Here is a 15323-nt window from a genome sequence, read left to right as displayed (position 1 = left end):
CTTCGTCAACTGCGGCGAAACAGGGTGCAGTGTTATCCTGTGCAGCAATTTGCCGTCGGCCATTCGTGCGCCGCGTAGCCATTCCCGATTCAAGGTGATGCCATGACCACCCGCACCGAGGCCGTTAAAGCCTATCTGCTCGACCTGCAAGACCGCATTTGTGCTGCCCTGGAAGCCGAAGACGGCGGCACGCACTTCGTCGAGGATGCCTGGACACGACCCGCTGGAGGCGGCGGCCGCACTCGTGTGATCGAGAACGGCAGCGTCATTGAAAAGGGTGGCGTCAACTTTTCCCACGTGTTCGGCAGCGGCCTGCCGCCCTCCGCCAGCGCCCATCGGCCAGAATTGGCCGGTCGGGGCTTCGAAGCGCTTGGCGTGTCGCTGGTGATCCATCCGCACAATCCCAAAGTGCCGACTTCCCACGCCAACGTACGGTTTTTTATCGCTGAAAAAGAAGGCGAGGAACCCGTCTGGTGGTTTGGCGGCGGCTTCGACCTCACGCCTTATTACGGCAATGAAGAGGATTGCGTGCATTGGCACCGGGTTGCCGAACAGGCCTGCGCGCCTTTTGGCCCGGATGTTTACTCGCGTTACAAGGCGTGGTGCGACAGCTACTTCCACATCAAGCATCGCCATGAGCCTCGGGGTATCGGCGGCCTGTTCTTCGATGACCTGAATGAATGGGACTTCGACACCAGCTTTGCCTTCATGCGCGCGATCGGAGACGCGTTCATCGAGGCCTACCTGCCGATCGTCCAGCGGCGCAAGAATGATGCGTTCACTGCCCAACAACGGGAGTTCCAGGAATTCCGTCGCGGCCGTTATGTCGAGTTCAACCTGGTCTATGACCGCGGTACGCTGTTTGGCCTGCAGTCGGGCGGACGCACCGAGTCGATCCTTATGTCGCTGCCACCGCAAGTGCGTTGGGGCTACGACTGGAAGGCCGAGCCGGGAAGCGAAGAAGCCCGGCTGACCGAGTATTTCCTGCAAGACCGCGATTGGTTGGCCCAGGCCTGAACGAGGAACACTGATGGATCGTTACGTCGTATTCGGCAACCCGATCGGCCACAGCAAGTCGCCGCTGATCCATCGACTGTTTGCCGAGCAGACTGATCAGCAATTGGACTACAGCACTTCGCTGGCGCCGCTCGATGACTTTTCCCACTTCGCCCGGGCGTTTTTCCGCGAAGGTCGCGGAGCCAATGTCACTGTGCCGTTCAAGGAAGAGGCGTTTCGTCTGGCTGACAGCCTGACCGAGCGCGCGCAACGAGCTGGCGCGGTGAATACCCTGAGCAAGCTGGCTGACGGTTCGCTGCTGGGTGATAACACCGACGGCGCCGGATTGGTACGCGACCTCACAGTCAATGCCGGTTTCAGCCTCGAGGGCAAACGCATCCTGCTGCTGGGCGCCGGCGGAGCGGTACGTGGTGCGCTGGAGCCGTTGCTCGCCGAACGGCCGGCATCGGTGATCATTGCCAACCGCACGGTGGAAAAAGCCGAATTGTTGGCAGAGTTGTTTGACGACCTGGGCCCGGTGTCGGCCAGTGGCTTTGACTGGTTGAAGGAGTCCGTGGACCTGATCATCAACGCCACTTCCGCCAGCCTCTCGGGCGACGTCCCGCCGATTGCCAGTAGCCTGATCGAGCCGGGCAAAACGGTTTGCTACGACATGATGTATGGCAAGGAGCCGACTTCATTCTGCCGCTGGGCCAGTGAGCATGGCGCGGCAATGGCGATGGATGGGTTGGGGATGTTGGCGGAGCAGGCGGCGGAAGCGTTTTATCTGTGGCGGGGGGTGCGTCCGGATACGGCGCCAGTGCTGGCCGAATTGCGCCGCCAGCTGGCCGGATAACCTTATGGGAGCAAGCCTTGCTCCCACAGGTGCAGAGGCAAGCCTTGCTCCCCCAGGGGCGTCTGGCAGAACTTGCTCAAACAGGGAGCGCTGCCGGTTTACCCACCAGCCATGATTCAGTCTTCAAACCGAATTGGGCAGTTCTGCGCCCCTTCCAGCTTTTTCAACTCTTCCACCACCTGCGGCCGCGCCCGCCGCAGGGTCAGACTGCGGTCCTGCTTCAGCAAACGCCGAGCCTCCTGGTGCAGCATCTCCACCCCCGAATAATCGATGAAATTGATCTGCTGCGCCTCGATCACCACGCGGGAGCCGTGCATGCGTTGCAGGCGTACCTGGAGGTAATGGCTGGCGCCGAAAAAGATTGAGCCACCTACCCGCAGCACGTCTTCATCGCCCTCACGCCAGTGCTGCACTCGCGGTTGCGAGGTGCGCTTAAGGTAGAAAAACAGCGAGGCCAGCACCCCGGCGTAGATCGCCGTCTGCAACTCCAGCAACAGCGTGGCGACGCAGGTCAGCGCCATCACCAGGAATTCAGCGCGGCTGACCCGCAACAACGCGCGAATGCCACGATGATCCACCAGGCCCCAGGCGATCAGCAGAATGCTGCCCGCCATCGCCGGGATCGGAATGTGTGCGATCAATGCCGCGCCAAACACGGCAAACAGCGCGACCCACAGCGCCGAGAACACCCCTGCCAAAGGCGAACAGGCCCCCGCTTCGTAACTCAGGCCCGAACGGGTGAATGATCCTGCGGACAACGAACCGGAAAAAAATGCCCCGACCATGTTCGATAAACCCTGGGCGCGGACTTCCTGATTGGCGTCGAGCAGCTGCTGTGAGCGTGCGGATATGGAACGAGCAATCGACAGACTGGTCACCAGCCCCAACATGCCCACCGCGACCGCACTGGGTAACAGCCGCAGAATCAAATCCAGGTCCAGCGGTACGGCACTGAAAGGCGGCAGCCGGCCGACGAACTCACTGACCAGCCGCACGTGGCCAAACATCGCAGGCCATAGCCAGACCAGTAGCCCCGCCGCCACCAGTGTGATCAACAGCGTGGGCCAGCGTGGCAGCAGCCATTTCAGAGTGACACCCAGGACGACGGTCGACAGGCCCAACATCAGCGATGGCTTATCCACCTGGCTGAGTTGCTGGAGCAGCATCATGAAACTGTCGAGGGCCGTTGCTTGGCTGGGCAGGTCCAGCCCCAGCAGGTTGGGCAGCTGGCCAACGGCAATTACTACTGCCGCGCCGAGGGTGAATCCCAACACTACCGAATGCGAGACGAAATTCACCAAGGCGCCAAATCGCAGCAAGCCCAGCAGCCACTGGAAGATCCCGGCCAGCAGCGTCAGCAGTAGGATCAGCGCGACGTAGTCCTGTGACGTGGGAACCGCCAGGGGGCTGACGCTGGCGTACAACACAATGGAAATTGCCGCAGTGGGCCCACAAATGAGGTGCCAGGAAGAACCCCACAGGCAGGCGATCAGCACAGGGATGATCGCTGCGTACAAGCCGTATTCCGGTGGCAGTCCGGCAATCAGGGCGTAGGCAATCGACTGCGGCAGCGCGAGAATCGCACCGCTCAGGCCGACGACAAGGTCACGCCCGACGCTGGCGCGGGTTTGCCGCGGCAACCAGCTCAAGAAGGGGAAGAGCGAATGGCGGCTGGGAAAGGCCATGGGTCCTCTCGGTCAGGGGTTTACGCAAAGGGTAACAGGCTGCAATGATGATAGTGGCGCGGGAGCTTGCCACGCCCCTAACTGTAGGAGCGAGCCTGCTCGCGAAGAATTCCAAGGCGCCGCGGTGTATCAGGCGCACCAGCGTTATCGTGAACACCCATCGCGAGCAGGCTCACTCCTACAGGGATGGTCACAACTTGGCTTTCACCGCCGCCAACGCATCCTTGCCATCCGCTGTCTTCACACCTTCCAGCCACTTATCCAGCACCGCCGGGTTAGCCTTGATCCACGCCTTGGCCGCTTCAGCATTGCTGACCTTCCTGTTCACCACCTCGGCCATTATGCTGTTCTCCATCTCCTGGGTGAAACTCAGGTTGGTGAGCAACTTGCCGACGTTCGGACAGGCCTGTGCATAACCTTTGCGGGTCAATGTATAAACCGCACCTGTATCGCCGAAGTACTTCTCGCCACCCTTGAGGTAATGCATCTTCATTTGCACGTTCATCGGGTGCGGCGTCCAGCCGAGGAAGGTCACGAACTTCTGTTTCTTAACTGCTCGGGACACCTCGGCCAGCATTGCCTGCTCGCTGGACTCCACCAGTTTCCATTGGCCCAGGTCGAAATCGTTCTTCTTGATGATGTCCTGCAGCGAGATGTTGGCCGGCGCGCCGGAGCCGATGCCGTAGATCTTCTTCTCGAATTTGTCGGCAAATTTGTTCAGGTCGGCGAAGTTATGCACACCTGCATCCCAGACGTAGTCCGGGACGGCCAGGGTGAACTCGGTGCCATCAAGGTTTTTTGCCAATTGGGTCACGTCGCCAGTCGCCACGAACTTATCGTAGAAGCCCTGCTGCGCCGGCATCCAGTTACCCAGGAAGACGTCGACCTGGCCATCCTTGAGACCACCAAACGTAATCGGCACCGCCAAAGTGTCGACCTTGGCTTTGTAGCCCATGCCATCCAGCAAAAAACCGGTAATGGCGTTGGTCGCGGCGATGTCGCTCCAGCCGGGATCGGCCATTTTCACCGTGTCGCAGCTCTGTTCGGCAAATGCCGAAGCGCTGGCCAGGGCCAGAAGACCGACCGTCAGTACTGTGGATAACCTTTGCATGGACTTCCCCTTAACATTATTGGTTTTGGCAGGGTTGTGGATAACGTGCTTTGCGCTCCAGATCATCCAGGTCGATGTGGTTGCGCATGTACTGCTGACTGGCGTCCACCAGCGGCTGGTGATCCCAGCTCTTCAGCTTGCCGATGGTCAGGGCGTCGGCGACGAATCGCCGACGTCGCTGGCTTGCGAGCACCTGTTGGTGGATCGCCGGAATATTCCATTTGGCCCGCGCCTCGGCGAGAAATTCCGCGAACCGTGCGGCATGTCGCGGCGACTGGCTGAGCTCTTCCTGTTCACCCGGGTCGTTGTGCACATCGAAGAGTAGGCAAGGGTCGTCTTCGCTGTAGATGAACTTGTAGGCGCCGCGGCGGATCATCATCAACGGGCTGATAGTGCCTTCGGCCATGTACTCGCCAAACACTTCGTCGTGACCGCCCTGCCCCTTCAAGTGCGACACCAGCGAACGGCCATCCAGTGGCAGCCCTGGTTCCAGCGACCCTCCGGCCAATTCGACAAAAGTCGGCAGCAGGTCCGCAGTCGAGACGGCAGCGCTTATGCGGCTCGCTCCAAATTGACCGGGGGAACTGATCAGCAAGGGTACTCGGGCGGCCATTTCGAACCAGTGCATCTTGTACCAGAGGCCGCGCTCGCCAAGCATGTCGCCATGGTCGCCCGAGAAGACAATGATGGTGTCATCGATTAGCCCCGTATCTTCGAGTGTTTGCAGAAGTTTGCCGACATTGTCGTCAATATAGCTGCAGGCTCCAAAATAGGCGCGACGTGCGTCACGAATCTTATCCACAGGCAACGATTTTTCCCACAGGTCGTAGACCTTGAGCAGGCGCTGCGAGTGCGGATCCAGTTCGGCCTGCGGCGGGGTGACGGGCAATGGAATATCGGCATCGTCGTACAGGTTCCAATACTTTTTCGGGATGGTGTACGGGTCGTGGGGGTGAGTCATCGAAACGGTGAGGCAGAACGGCTGGTCGCCACCCTCGCGAATATGATCAAACAAATATTGCTGCGCCTTGAACACCACTTCTTCGTCGAAATCCAGCTGATTGGTGCGTACACATGGCCCGGCTTGCAACACCGATGACATGTTGTGAAACCAGGTGGGACGCACATCAGGCTCGTCCCAGTTCACTGACCAGCCGTAGTCGGCTGGGTAGATGTCACTGGTCAGGCGTTCTTCATAGCCATGCAGTTGATCGGGACCGCAGAAGTGCATCTTGCCGGACAGTGCTGTGCGGTAACCGAGACGGCGCAGGTAATGCGCATAGGTTGGAACGTCGGCGGGGAAATCAGCCGCGTTGTCGTAGGCGCCGATCTTGCTTGGCAACTGGCCGCTGACCAGGGTAAACCGCGACGGCGCGCAGAGTGGACTGTTGCAGTAAGCGGCGTCAAACACCACGCCTTGGGCGGCGAGCCGGCTGAGATTCGGTAGTTTTACAGGCGAAGGGCCGTAGAGCGGCAACATTGGCGCGGCCATCTGATCGGCCATGATGAAGAGAATATTCTTGCGCTTCATGTGATCGCGGCATTCCATAGTAAATATTTATGCGAGAGTGCTGCGATCGAGCATGGATTCCATGCGCTTTGCGGTAAAGCCCATAGCAGGCAATGACTAGGATAAGCACAGCTTATGTATGAAGCCCTTGGTGGTCTGTCGCTCGACCTGCTGCGCGCGTTTGAAGCCGCGGCTCGCCAGCGCAGTTTTACTGCGGCTGCCGTGGAGCTTGGCACCACGCAACCGGCGATCAGCCAGCAGATCAAGCGGCTGGAGGAGCAGCTCGCCACTCGCCTGTTTGATCGAATCTATCGAGGTATCGAGCTGACTGAGGCCGGCTCGCTGTTATTCGAGCAGGTTCAGCTCGGATTGCAGAATATCGACGCAGGATTGAGCGCGATCAGTACGCAGCACCAGCATGAAGTACTTCAGGTGGCGACGGACTTCGCCTTCGCCGCCTACTGGCTGATGCCGCGGTTGCATCGCTTCCATGCAGCCAATCCCAACGTCGATGTCAGCCTGGTCACCAGTGAGCGCAGCCATAACATGCTGCGCAGCGATATCGATGTGGCCGTGCTGTTTGGCGAAGGCCGGTTCAAGCAGGGTGAGAGCCATTGGCTGTTCAGCGAAGAAGTGTTCCCGGTGTGCAGTCCGTTGTTGTTGCAGGACCGCGCCGTGCCCTTGCCTGCCCAGTCATTGCTGGAGTTTCCATTGCTGCACCTGCGGGGTGAGAACGGCAGTAACTGGTTTGACTGGAGCGGCGTATTTCGCGAGCTGGGGATCAACTCGGTTCCTGCGCCAGGGCAATTAAGGTTCGACAATTACACCTTGCTGATTCAGGCCGCGATCGGCGGACAGGGCGTTGCCATTGGCTGGCGGCACCTTGTGGATAACTTACTGGCACAGGGACTGCTGTGTCGACCGATTGCCGAAACGGTGATTTCCCGGCTGGGGTATTACGTAGTGTTGCCCCAACGCAAGCGGCGTGGGTTATTGATCGCGCAATTCGTGGACTGGTTGATGGCGGAGCAGGCAACTAGTGCGCAGTCGTTGAATGGTCTGCCGTTGCCGTCGATTGCGGTGTGACTACGACGCCGACACCGCAACGAAATTAACGTGCTCGCCCACATGCAGGTTCAGTTGCAGCTCATCGGCAATCCCCACAGCGACCCGATTCAACCGCTCAAGTGGCTCGGCGAGCCCCGGTTCAAGGCTGCTGCTGACCTGGCTGAAATGCTCGATGCTCAGCCCGGCGACACCCCGCGGCGCGTTGACCATCGTCCAGTGCAATGGACTGCTTTGCAGTGCTTCACGAATCTCTTCAGCGGCGTGACGCTGCAAGCGATCGTCGATTTCCGGATCGTCCAGCACCTCGAAATCACCCACCAGAAACAGCCGCGCAACATTTGAAGCCTGCATGCCATCGATCAATGCGTCCACCGCCAGCACTTGCTCCACCGGCCCCGGGATGATGGTTTTTTCCACGTACTCACTATTGAACGGCAGTCCCGGCGCGTCTAATAGACAGATCACCGCAGAACACCCGGCCACGCTTTGCTTGACGCGTTCAGCATCGAACAGATCGCCGGACTTGGCGCGCAGACCCGGACGTGGCGCGAGGGCTGTCAGGTCATCGAGGATCGCGATCACTTCGTGCTGACGCCGCAGCATTTCAGCCATCAGCGCACTGCCCAGGCTACTCATGGCACCATAAAGCACCACTTTCACAACGGGAGTTTCGGCATTTTTCATGGCTGGATTCCTTGATTACAACCTATATGGCGTGTGACCTGCGGCGATCGTCCAGGGTTCGACCCAGTTTTGGAGGGTTTCAGATGCAACGGATAAAGGGTTACCACGCGCACGTATATTTCGACGCTAGCAGCATCAATCAGGCGCGGGCGTTGTAATTGCGGGCACAGATGCAGTCCGACGACCGGTTGCACATCCGGTCAATGCTTTCATCGGCGAAAGCTGGCTGAAAGCTTCCCCGATTAGGATCGCCTCACTCCCGGCAACAGACCGGTTGGCCCAAGCGAGCTTTTTGCAGCTCGCACGGCCCATTTAACAACAACAATGGTGATCCTGATGTCCTTTTCAATCCGCCCCTCCGCCGTCACTCCGCCCGCTCGTCTAGTGCTTCCCGTTCTGCGCTGACCTCACCCGGTTTGCCCATTTCCCCTAGCCGCGCCACGCCCGGAGTATTCCCATGCTGACTTTCCTTGGCTTCGCCATGGTCATCACGTTCATGTTCCTGATCATGACCAAGCGCCTGTCCGCGCTGATCGCCCTGATCATCATCCCGATCGTTTTCGCCCTGTTCGGTGGTTTTGCGCCGAAGATCGGTCCGATGATGCTCGAAGGCATCACCAAGCTTGCACCGACCGGTGTGATGCTGATGTTCGCGATTCTGTACTTCGCCCTGATGATCGACTCCGGCCTGTTTGACCCGGCCGTGCGCAAGATCCTCAAGCTGGTCAAGGGCGACCCGCTGAAAGTTTCGGTCGGCACCGCCGTTCTGGCGCTCGTCGTTTCCCTTGATGGTGACGGCGCGACCACTTACATGATCTGCGTGGCCGCCATGCTGCCGCTGTACAGCCGCATCGGCATGAGCCCGCGAATCATGGCGGGCCTGATTATCCTCGCCGGCGGCGTGATGAACATGACTCCCTGGGGTGGGCCGACGGCGCGCGCCGCCAGTGCGCTGCATGTCGACCCATCGGACATCTTCGTGCCAATGATCCCGGCAATGCTGGCCGGTGTGGTGGCGATCCTGGCGATTGCCTACTTCTACGGCAAACGCGAACGCGCTCGGCTGGGTGAACTGCACCTGGTTGGCGACGAGATTGACCACAGTGAAATCAGCGTTTCGCAATTCCCGGATGCCCGTCGTCCCAAGTTGATCTGGTTCAACGGCGCGTTGACCCTGGTGCTGATGGGCACCCTGATCGCCGGCCTGCTGCCGCTGCCAGTGCTGTTCATGGTGGCATTCAGCATCGCGATGATCGTCAACTACCCTTGTCTGCAGATGCAGAAAGATCGCGTCGCGGCCCACGCCGGCAGCGTGCTGGCAGTGGTCGGTTTGATCTTCGCAGCGGGTATCTTCACCGGTATCCTGACCGGCACCGGTATGGTCGATGCGATGTCGAAAAGCCTGCTGGCGGTGATCCCGGACTTCCTCGGCCCGTACCTGGCGGTGATTACCGCACTGGTCAGCATGCCGTTCACATTCTTCATGTCGAACGATGCATTTTATTACGGCGTGTTACCGGTACTTGCCGAAGCAGCGAGTCATTACGGTATAACCGCAGTTGAAATGGCACGTGCCTCGATCGTCGGTCAGCCCGTCCACTTGTTGAGCCCGCTGGTACCATCGACTTATCTGTTGGTGGCCCTGGCCGGTATCGACTTCGGTGACCACCAGCGCTTTACCCTGAAGTGGGCAGTGCTGGTGTGCATGTGCATACTTGTTGCAGCATTGCTGATGGGGATCTTTCCGCTGTTCAGCACTCTATAAGCCCAAGACTCACCATGACGGGTCCAGGCTTTGCTAATGAAGTCCGGGCCCTTCGTGGTTTAAACACTCGCTCAAAGGAATACACATGGAATGGCTGACCAACCCTGAAATCTGGGTTGCCTTCTTAACCCTGACCGCCCTGGAAATCGTCCTGGGTATCGATAACATCATCATGATCTCGATTCTGGTCAGCCGCATGCCCAAGCACATGCAGGCGCGCACCCGTATCTTCGGCCTGGCGCTGGCGATGGTCACGCGAATCGGCTTGCTGTTGTCGATCACTTGGGTGATGCAACTTACCGCAGATTTGTTCGAGCTCTTCGGCCAAGGAATTTCCGGGCGTGACCTGATCCTGTTCTTCGGTGGTCTGTTCCTGCTGTGGAAGAGCTCGCAAGAGATGTACCACGCGCTGGAAGGTGAAGACGAAACCAACGAAGAGCCAACCGGCAAGGGCGGCAACTTCATGTACACGATCATCCAGATCGCGATCATCGACATTGTGTTCTCCCTGGACTCGGTGATCACAGCAGTCGGCATGGTGTCCCATGTACCGGTCATGGTTGCGGCCATTGTCGTCGCCGTACTGGTGATGATGCTGGCAGCCGGCACCATCAGCTCGTTCATCGACAAGCACCCGTCGCTGAAGATGCTGGCGCTGTCGTTCCTGCTGATCGTCGGTACTGTGCTGATCGCCGAATCCTTCGACGTGCATGTGCCAAAAGGCTATGTCTACTTCGCCATGGCGTTCTCGCTGGCTGTCGAAGCGATCAACATCAAGATGCGCACCGCGATCGCGAAGAAGAAAAAACAGCAGGACCCGGTAAAACTGCGCAAGGATATTCCGGGGCAGTAACCCCCGGTCTTCCCTGATCACGCAAAAAACCTGTGGGAGCGGGCTTGCCGGCGAAGGCGTAGGGTCAGTCGACGTAAATGTCGCCTGATACGACGCCTTCGCGGGCAAGCCCGCTCCCACATTTGTTTTATGTGTCTGCAGGCTTTGTTTTTATGACGCTTTTGTTTCAATCACCTCTTTAGCTATGCGATGCTGGCGCGCAGACCGTTAGCCAACTACAGCTTAAGTACAGAACGTAGAAAAACGCGCGGCACCGTCAACTTGCTCCTTTGGGGCGCTACCACCACAGGGGGCCCTTATGCTCACCCTGCTCAATTTGTTATCCGCCGTGGCCTTGCTGATCTGGGGCACGCACATCGTCCGAACCGGCATCCTGCGGGTCTACGGTTCCAATCTGCGCCACGTCATTGGCCAGAACATGTCCAAGCGCGGGCTGGCGTTTATCGCCGGGATCGTCGTCACCGCGATGGTCCAGAGCAGCAACGCTACCGCCATGCTGGTTACCTCGTTTGTCGGCCAGGGCCTGATGGCGCTGACCCCGGCACTGGCAACCATGCTGGGGGCCGACGTTGGTACCGCCCTGATGGCTCGAGTGCTGACCCTCGACCTCTCCTGGCTGTCGCCGCTGCTGATATTCCTCGGGGTAATCTTCTTCCTGTCCCGCAAACAGACGCGGCTCGGGCAGATGGGGCGAGTCAGTATTGGCCTCGGCTTGATCATTCTGGCGCTGCAACTGATCGTCGAGTCTGCGGCACCGATCACCCAGGCCCAGGGCGTCAAAGTGATTTTCGCGTCTTTGACCGGCGATATCCTGCTCGATGCCTTGGTCGGCGCGCTGTTCGCGATGATTTCCTACTCCAGCCTCGCCGCTGTCCTGCTGACCGCCACTCTCGCAGGTGCAGCCGTCATCAGCCTGCCGGTGGCCATCGGCCTGGTGATTGGCGCGAACATCGGCAGTGGCGTGCTGGCCTTCCTCAGCACCAGCATGCAAAACGCGGCAGGTCGCCAGGTGGCACTCGGCAGCCTGTTGTACAAGCTGATCGGGCTGTTGCTGATCATTCCGGTTTTGGACCCGTTGGTGCACTGGATCGATAGCCTGGATTACAGCCCGCAGGAAATGGTGATCGGCTTCCATCTGCTCTACAACACCGTGCGTTGCCTGATCCTGCTGCCGAGCGTCGGGCCCATGGCCCGGCTGTGCGCCTGGTTGCTGCCAGAGCGTCCGGAGGTCAACGGCATGGCCAAGCCGCGACACCTTGATCCGACTGCGCTGGTCACTCCCAGCCTGGCGCTGGCCAATGCGGCGCGGGAGACCCTGCGCATTGGTGACCTGATCGATAACATGCTCGAAGCCATGCTTGATGTATTGCATGGCAAGCAGACCGCCGTCACCCAGGAAATGCGCCGCCTCACCGATGATGTCGAGGCGCTCTACAGCGCCATCAAGCTGTACCTGGCGCAAATGCCCCGGGAAGACCTGAGCGGACAGGACAGTCGGCGCTGGGCGGAAACCATCGAGCTGGCAATCAACCTCAAACTGGCCAGCGACCTGATCGAACGCATGCTACGCAAGGTTCAGCAGCAGAAGACTGCTCAGCGCAGGTCGTTTTCCGAAGTCGGTCTTGAGGAGTTGGCGGGGCTTCACAGCCAGCTGATTTCGAACCTGCGCCTTGGGTTGTCGGTGTACCTCAGTTCCGACAAGGAAAGCGCTCGCCAGTTGTTGCGTGAGAAACGGCGCTTTCGCGCGCAGGAACGGCGCCTGGCGCATGCCCATGTGAGTCGCTTGCAGCGCAAGATTGTGCAGAGCATCGAGACCAGTTCCCTGCATCTTGAGTTGATTGCCGACATGAAGCGCCTTAATTCACTGTTCTGTAGCAGTGCCTATGCTGTGCTGGAAACGTCTGACACGGGTGCGCTGGCGGTGGACGATTTGGCTGACATTACGCATTCGCCTTGAACGTCTGGCGGGGTGGTGAGTCTGTAACATTGGTTCAGCCTCAAGGCCGTATTCGCGGGCAAGCCCGCTCCCACAGGGTTTTTGTGTACACCGCGAATCCACTGTGGGAGCGGGCTTGCTCGCGAAGGCGACCTGACTGACGACACGGATCTCCGATTGGTTGCCTGGAAGCTCGTTATGCGTTGCCTGTTGTTCGCCTGTCTACTGCTTGGCTCGTTCCCCGCGTTCGCCCTGGATCGCTTCCAGGTCGAGGGCTATACGCTGCCCAACGGCCTGCAATTGTTGCTCAAGCCCGGCTTGGACCGTGGGCACGTGGCGATTCGCCTGGTCGTGGGCGTCGGGCTGGATGATTTCACCTGCGGCGACAAGGAGCTGCCGCACCTGCTCGAGCATCTGCTGTTCAGCGGTATTGACGCCACGGGTGAAGGCGGCCTGGAAGAACGCATGCAGGCCCTGGGTGGCGAGTGGAATGCCTACACCAGCACAGCGGATACCACCTTCGTCATCGAGGCGCCGGCGAAAAACCAGCGCAAGGTCCTCGACCTGCTGCTAGCCCTGCTGACCCAGACCCGTTTCGACGACAACGCCGTCAATGCCGCCAAACAGGTGGTCGAGCGTGAGGATGGCGGTCACTACACGCACCTGCAGCGCTGGCTCGATCGCCAGGACCTGGGCCACACCGCGAGTAATCAGCTGGCAGTCGAATTGGGCCTCAAATGCCCCGAGCGCGCACAGGTTGATCACCTGACCCGCGAACAGCTGGAAGAGGTCCGCAACGCCTGGTACGCCCCTAACAACATGACGTTGATTGTGGTGGGTGACCTCGATCGCCTGCTGCCCGCCTATCTGGAGCGCGCCTATGGCGAGCTCGAGGCGGTAGATCCGACCGACCACCCGCCCCTGCCTGACATCAAGGCCACGGCTGCCCATGAGCGCACGTTGAGCCACGGCCTGGTGGGCAACGGCGCCAAGCTGCACTGGCTGGTGCCGGAGCCGGTGCTGGAAGATCAGCACGACGTGACCTTCGATTTGCTCAAGGACTATTTGGACTGGGCGCTCTACCGCCAGATGCGCCTGGTCCACAGTTTGTCCTACGGGCCTTCGGCCGAGCGCGAGGTGTTTGGCGGAGTCGGATTCATGAGCCTGAATGCCGATGTCGAGCGCGATGACTTGCCGCAGGCCCGGCAGGTGCTTGAAGAGCTCAAGGCCGGCTTGCTCAAGAACGGTCTTAACGTCGAGACTTTCAACCGCCTGAAACAGGCCGCCATCGCCCGCCAGGCCTGGGCCGTTCAAGGTAACAGTGCGTTGGCCGATTACTACTGGAGCGCCCTCGGCGATTTCCAGAACGGCCGCTTCGCCGACCCGGCCCGGGATCTGCAGGCAGTCACCCTGGAGGAAGCTAACAAGGCAATGCGCGAGTTGCTCCTTCAGCCGGGGTATCTGCGGATTGAGAAACCATTGGTGAGTGATGATGAGTTGATCTGGGTGATTGGCGGGGTGTTGGGTCTGCTGGTGCTTGGCTTGCTGGCGTGGCGCATACACCGCCGCAATGGATGACTGAAAACTTCGTTTTACTGTAGGAGCGAGCCTGCTCGCGAAGAACGCAAAGACGCCGCGATCATTCCGGACGCCCTCGTTATCGTTGACGTCCATCGCGAGCAGGCTCGCTCCCACAGTAAAGCTGGCGCATCCATAATTTGGTCCCTCGCCACACCGTCCTCCGGGACGGTAATCTGTCGAGGATTTTTCCTACGACTAGTGCGAACCGCCGAATGCCAACTCTGAACCTGTACGTGCAGCGCATACTGGAATTGATGAAGCGCTATCCGGGGGTGATCGCGCTCGGTGGATTCATCTCCGGGGTCGGCAGTTTCATTCTGGTCGATCGCCAGCAAGGTCTCGCGACCTGGATCACCATCATCATGGTGCTCAGCTGGATCTGGCTGATGCTGGAAAACAGCCTGACCCGGCTGTTCGCCAAAATCTTCAAGCGCGAGATTCCCCAGCCGTTGCTGCGCTATGCGACGCAAATGATTCACCAGGAAAGCCTGTTCTTCGTCCTGCCGTTCTTTTTCATTACCACCACCTGGAACAGCGGGCAGTTTTTCTTCACCGGGCTGCTGTGTGTTGCGGCGCTGATATCGATCATCGACCCGCTCTACTACAAATGGCTGGCACCTCGCCGCTGGGCGTTCCTGGCCCTGCATACTTTGACCTTGTTCGCCGCGCTGCTGACCGCCCTGCCCGTCATCCTTCACCTGACCACTGCCCAGAGTTTCAAGCTGGCGCTAGGCATCTCGGTGGTGCTGTCGTTCCCGAGCCTGGCGTCGATCTTTCCCATCCGCACCGTGCGTAACGCGGTGGCGATCCTGAGCATTACTGTCGGCATCGGCGGCGTCGGTTGGGTGTTGCGTTCCTGGGTGCCGCCGGCGACGTTGTGGATGACCGAAGTGGCGATCAGCACGCAAATGCAGGACCGCACGCCAGGCGATAGCCTGGACGAAGTGACGGCCGAGCAGATTCGCGGCGGCGGGCTGTATGCCTACACCGCGATCAACGCCCCGCGCGGGCTGGACGAGCGGATTTATCACGTGTGGCAGTTCAACGGCAAAGAAGTCGACCGCATCCCGCTGGATATCCACGGCGGGCGCAAGGAAGGTTATCGCGCCTGGACCCACAAGCAGAACTTTCCGGGCAATCCGGCCGGCAACTGGCAGGTCCGGGTGCTGACCGAGGACGGCCAGGTAATCGGCGTGCTGCGCTTCAAGATCACTGACAGCACACCGATCAAAGAAAAGTAATACGCTTCGTGATATTACGTACCACAGTCACTCAGTC

Annotated in this window: 12 protein-coding genes and 1 pseudogene; 9 read left to right on the top strand and 4 right to left on the bottom strand. The window is 59.6% G+C overall.

The features are described from left to right. Positions 1 to 102 precede the first annotated feature (102 nt). Together hemF and aroE are read left to right on the top strand one after the other, a co-directional pair. A complete protein-coding gene (hemF, locus tag ACYZTK_RS15240; protein WP_462010652.1) occupies positions 103 to 1017 on the top strand; it encodes an oxygen-dependent coproporphyrinogen oxidase in 915 nt (304 codons plus the stop codon). Between the two features lie 13 nt (positions 1018 to 1030). After that, positions 1031 to 1852 (top strand): shikimate dehydrogenase, encoded by an 822-nt coding sequence (aroE, locus tag ACYZTK_RS15235; protein ID WP_462010651.1) that lies wholly within the window; start codon positions 1031 to 1033, stop codon positions 1850 to 1852. 116 nt (positions 1853 to 1968) lie between these two features. Here aroE and ACYZTK_RS15230 read toward each other — a convergent pair whose 3' ends face one another. From ACYZTK_RS15230 to betC, 3 genes are all read right to left on the bottom strand, one after another. After that, positions 1969 to 3537: a SulP family inorganic anion transporter gene (locus ACYZTK_RS15230; protein WP_462010650.1), complete on the bottom strand. Its 1569-nt coding sequence runs from the start codon at positions 3535 to 3537 to the stop codon at positions 1969 to 1971. 190 nt (positions 3538 to 3727) lie between these two features. Next, positions 3728 to 4648, bottom strand: coding sequence for a choline ABC transporter substrate-binding protein (choX, locus tag ACYZTK_RS15225; RefSeq protein WP_462010649.1), 921 nt, complete (start codon positions 4646 to 4648; stop codon positions 3728 to 3730). Between the two features lie 16 nt (positions 4649 to 4664). Continuing rightward, positions 4665 to 6179, bottom strand: coding sequence for a choline-sulfatase (gene betC / locus ACYZTK_RS15220; protein WP_462010648.1), 1515 nt, complete (start codon positions 6177 to 6179; stop codon positions 4665 to 4667). A gap of 114 nt (positions 6180 to 6293) precedes the next feature. Between betC and ACYZTK_RS15215 the strand changes: the two genes are divergently transcribed. Then, positions 6294 to 7244, top strand: coding sequence for a choline sulfate utilization transcriptional regulator (locus ACYZTK_RS15215; protein ID WP_462010647.1), 951 nt, complete (start codon positions 6294 to 6296; stop codon positions 7242 to 7244). On the opposite strand, the gene ACYZTK_RS15210 is transcribed toward ACYZTK_RS15215, so the two are convergent. Continuing rightward, entirely contained in the window at positions 7245 to 7910 is a 666-nt protein-coding gene (locus ACYZTK_RS15210; protein ID WP_462010646.1) for an NAD(P)-dependent oxidoreductase, read from the bottom strand. It abuts the gene before it with no gap. An 83-nt stretch (positions 7911 to 7993) separates the two neighbouring features. Between ACYZTK_RS15210 and ACYZTK_RS15205 the strand changes: the two are divergent. The 6 genes and pseudogenes from ACYZTK_RS15205 to ACYZTK_RS15180 all read left to right on the top strand — a co-directional run. After that, positions 7994 to 8065 (top strand): annotated as a pseudogene (locus ACYZTK_RS15205) (DOPA 4,5-dioxygenase family protein); the annotation flags it as partial. Between the two features lie 302 nt (positions 8066 to 8367). Next, positions 8368 to 9675 (top strand): CitMHS family transporter, encoded by a 1308-nt coding sequence (locus tag ACYZTK_RS15200; RefSeq protein ID WP_462010645.1) that lies wholly within the window; start codon positions 8368 to 8370, stop codon positions 9673 to 9675. 85 nt (positions 9676 to 9760) lie between these two features. Beyond that, positions 9761 to 10528 carry a TerC family protein gene (locus tag ACYZTK_RS15195; protein WP_462010644.1) on the top strand — a complete coding sequence of 256 codons (768 nt, stop codon included), beginning with the start codon at positions 9761 to 9763 and terminating at the stop codon, positions 10526 to 10528. Positions 10529 to 10826: 298 nt separating this feature from the next. Beyond that, positions 10827 to 12485, top strand: coding sequence for a Na/Pi cotransporter family protein (locus ACYZTK_RS15190; RefSeq protein WP_462010643.1), 1659 nt, complete (start codon positions 10827 to 10829; stop codon positions 12483 to 12485). Between the two features lie 177 nt (positions 12486 to 12662). Continuing rightward, the gene (locus ACYZTK_RS15185; RefSeq protein WP_462010642.1) at positions 12663 to 14042 is read left to right on the top strand and encodes a M16 family metallopeptidase; all 1380 of its coding nucleotides are present in this window, start codon (positions 12663 to 12665) and stop codon (positions 14040 to 14042) included. Between the two features lie 215 nt (positions 14043 to 14257). Then, positions 14258 to 15286 (top strand): DUF5924 family protein, encoded by a 1029-nt coding sequence (locus tag ACYZTK_RS15180; protein WP_462010641.1) that lies wholly within the window; start codon positions 14258 to 14260, stop codon positions 15284 to 15286. Positions 15287 to 15323 lie beyond the last annotated feature (37 nt).

The organism is Pseudomonas sp. LB3P31 (assembly GCF_054897945.1).
This window is presented reverse-complemented; position numbering and strand designations above follow the sequence as displayed.

What these genes read in the sequence shown, in the direction of transcription:
- aroE (WP_462010651.1), top strand. Translation starts at nt 1,031, where the DNA reads ATGGATCGTTACGTCGTATTCGGCAACCCGATCGGCCACAGCAAGTCG.
- choX (WP_462010649.1), bottom strand. Translation starts at nt 4,648, where the DNA reads ATGCAAAGGTTATCCACAGTACTGACGGTCGGTCTTCTGGCCCTGGCC.
- ACYZTK_RS15210 (WP_462010646.1), bottom strand. Translation starts at nt 7,910, where the DNA reads ATGAAAAATGCCGAAACTCCCGTTGTGAAAGTGGTGCTTTATGGTGCC.
- ACYZTK_RS15180 (WP_462010641.1), top strand. Translation starts at nt 14,258, where the DNA reads ATGCCAACTCTGAACCTGTACGTGCAGCGCATACTGGAATTGATGAAG.
- ACYZTK_RS15195 (WP_462010644.1), top strand. Translation starts at nt 9,761, where the DNA reads ATGGAATGGCTGACCAACCCTGAAATCTGGGTTGCCTTCTTAACCCTG.
- ACYZTK_RS15215 (WP_462010647.1), top strand. Translation starts at nt 6,294, where the DNA reads ATGTATGAAGCCCTTGGTGGTCTGTCGCTCGACCTGCTGCGCGCGTTT.
- hemF (WP_462010652.1), top strand. Translation starts at nt 103, where the DNA reads ATGACCACCCGCACCGAGGCCGTTAAAGCCTATCTGCTCGACCTGCAA.
- ACYZTK_RS15185 (WP_462010642.1), top strand. Translation starts at nt 12,663, where the DNA reads ATGCGTTGCCTGTTGTTCGCCTGTCTACTGCTTGGCTCGTTCCCCGCG.
- ACYZTK_RS15190 (WP_462010643.1), top strand. Translation starts at nt 10,827, where the DNA reads ATGCTCACCCTGCTCAATTTGTTATCCGCCGTGGCCTTGCTGATCTGG.
- betC (WP_462010648.1), bottom strand. Translation starts at nt 6,179, where the DNA reads ATGAAGCGCAAGAATATTCTCTTCATCATGGCCGATCAGATGGCCGCG.
- ACYZTK_RS15200 (WP_462010645.1), top strand. Translation starts at nt 8,368, where the DNA reads ATGCTGACTTTCCTTGGCTTCGCCATGGTCATCACGTTCATGTTCCTG.
- ACYZTK_RS15230 (WP_462010650.1), bottom strand. Translation starts at nt 3,537, where the DNA reads ATGGCCTTTCCCAGCCGCCATTCGCTCTTCCCCTTCTTGAGCTGGTTG.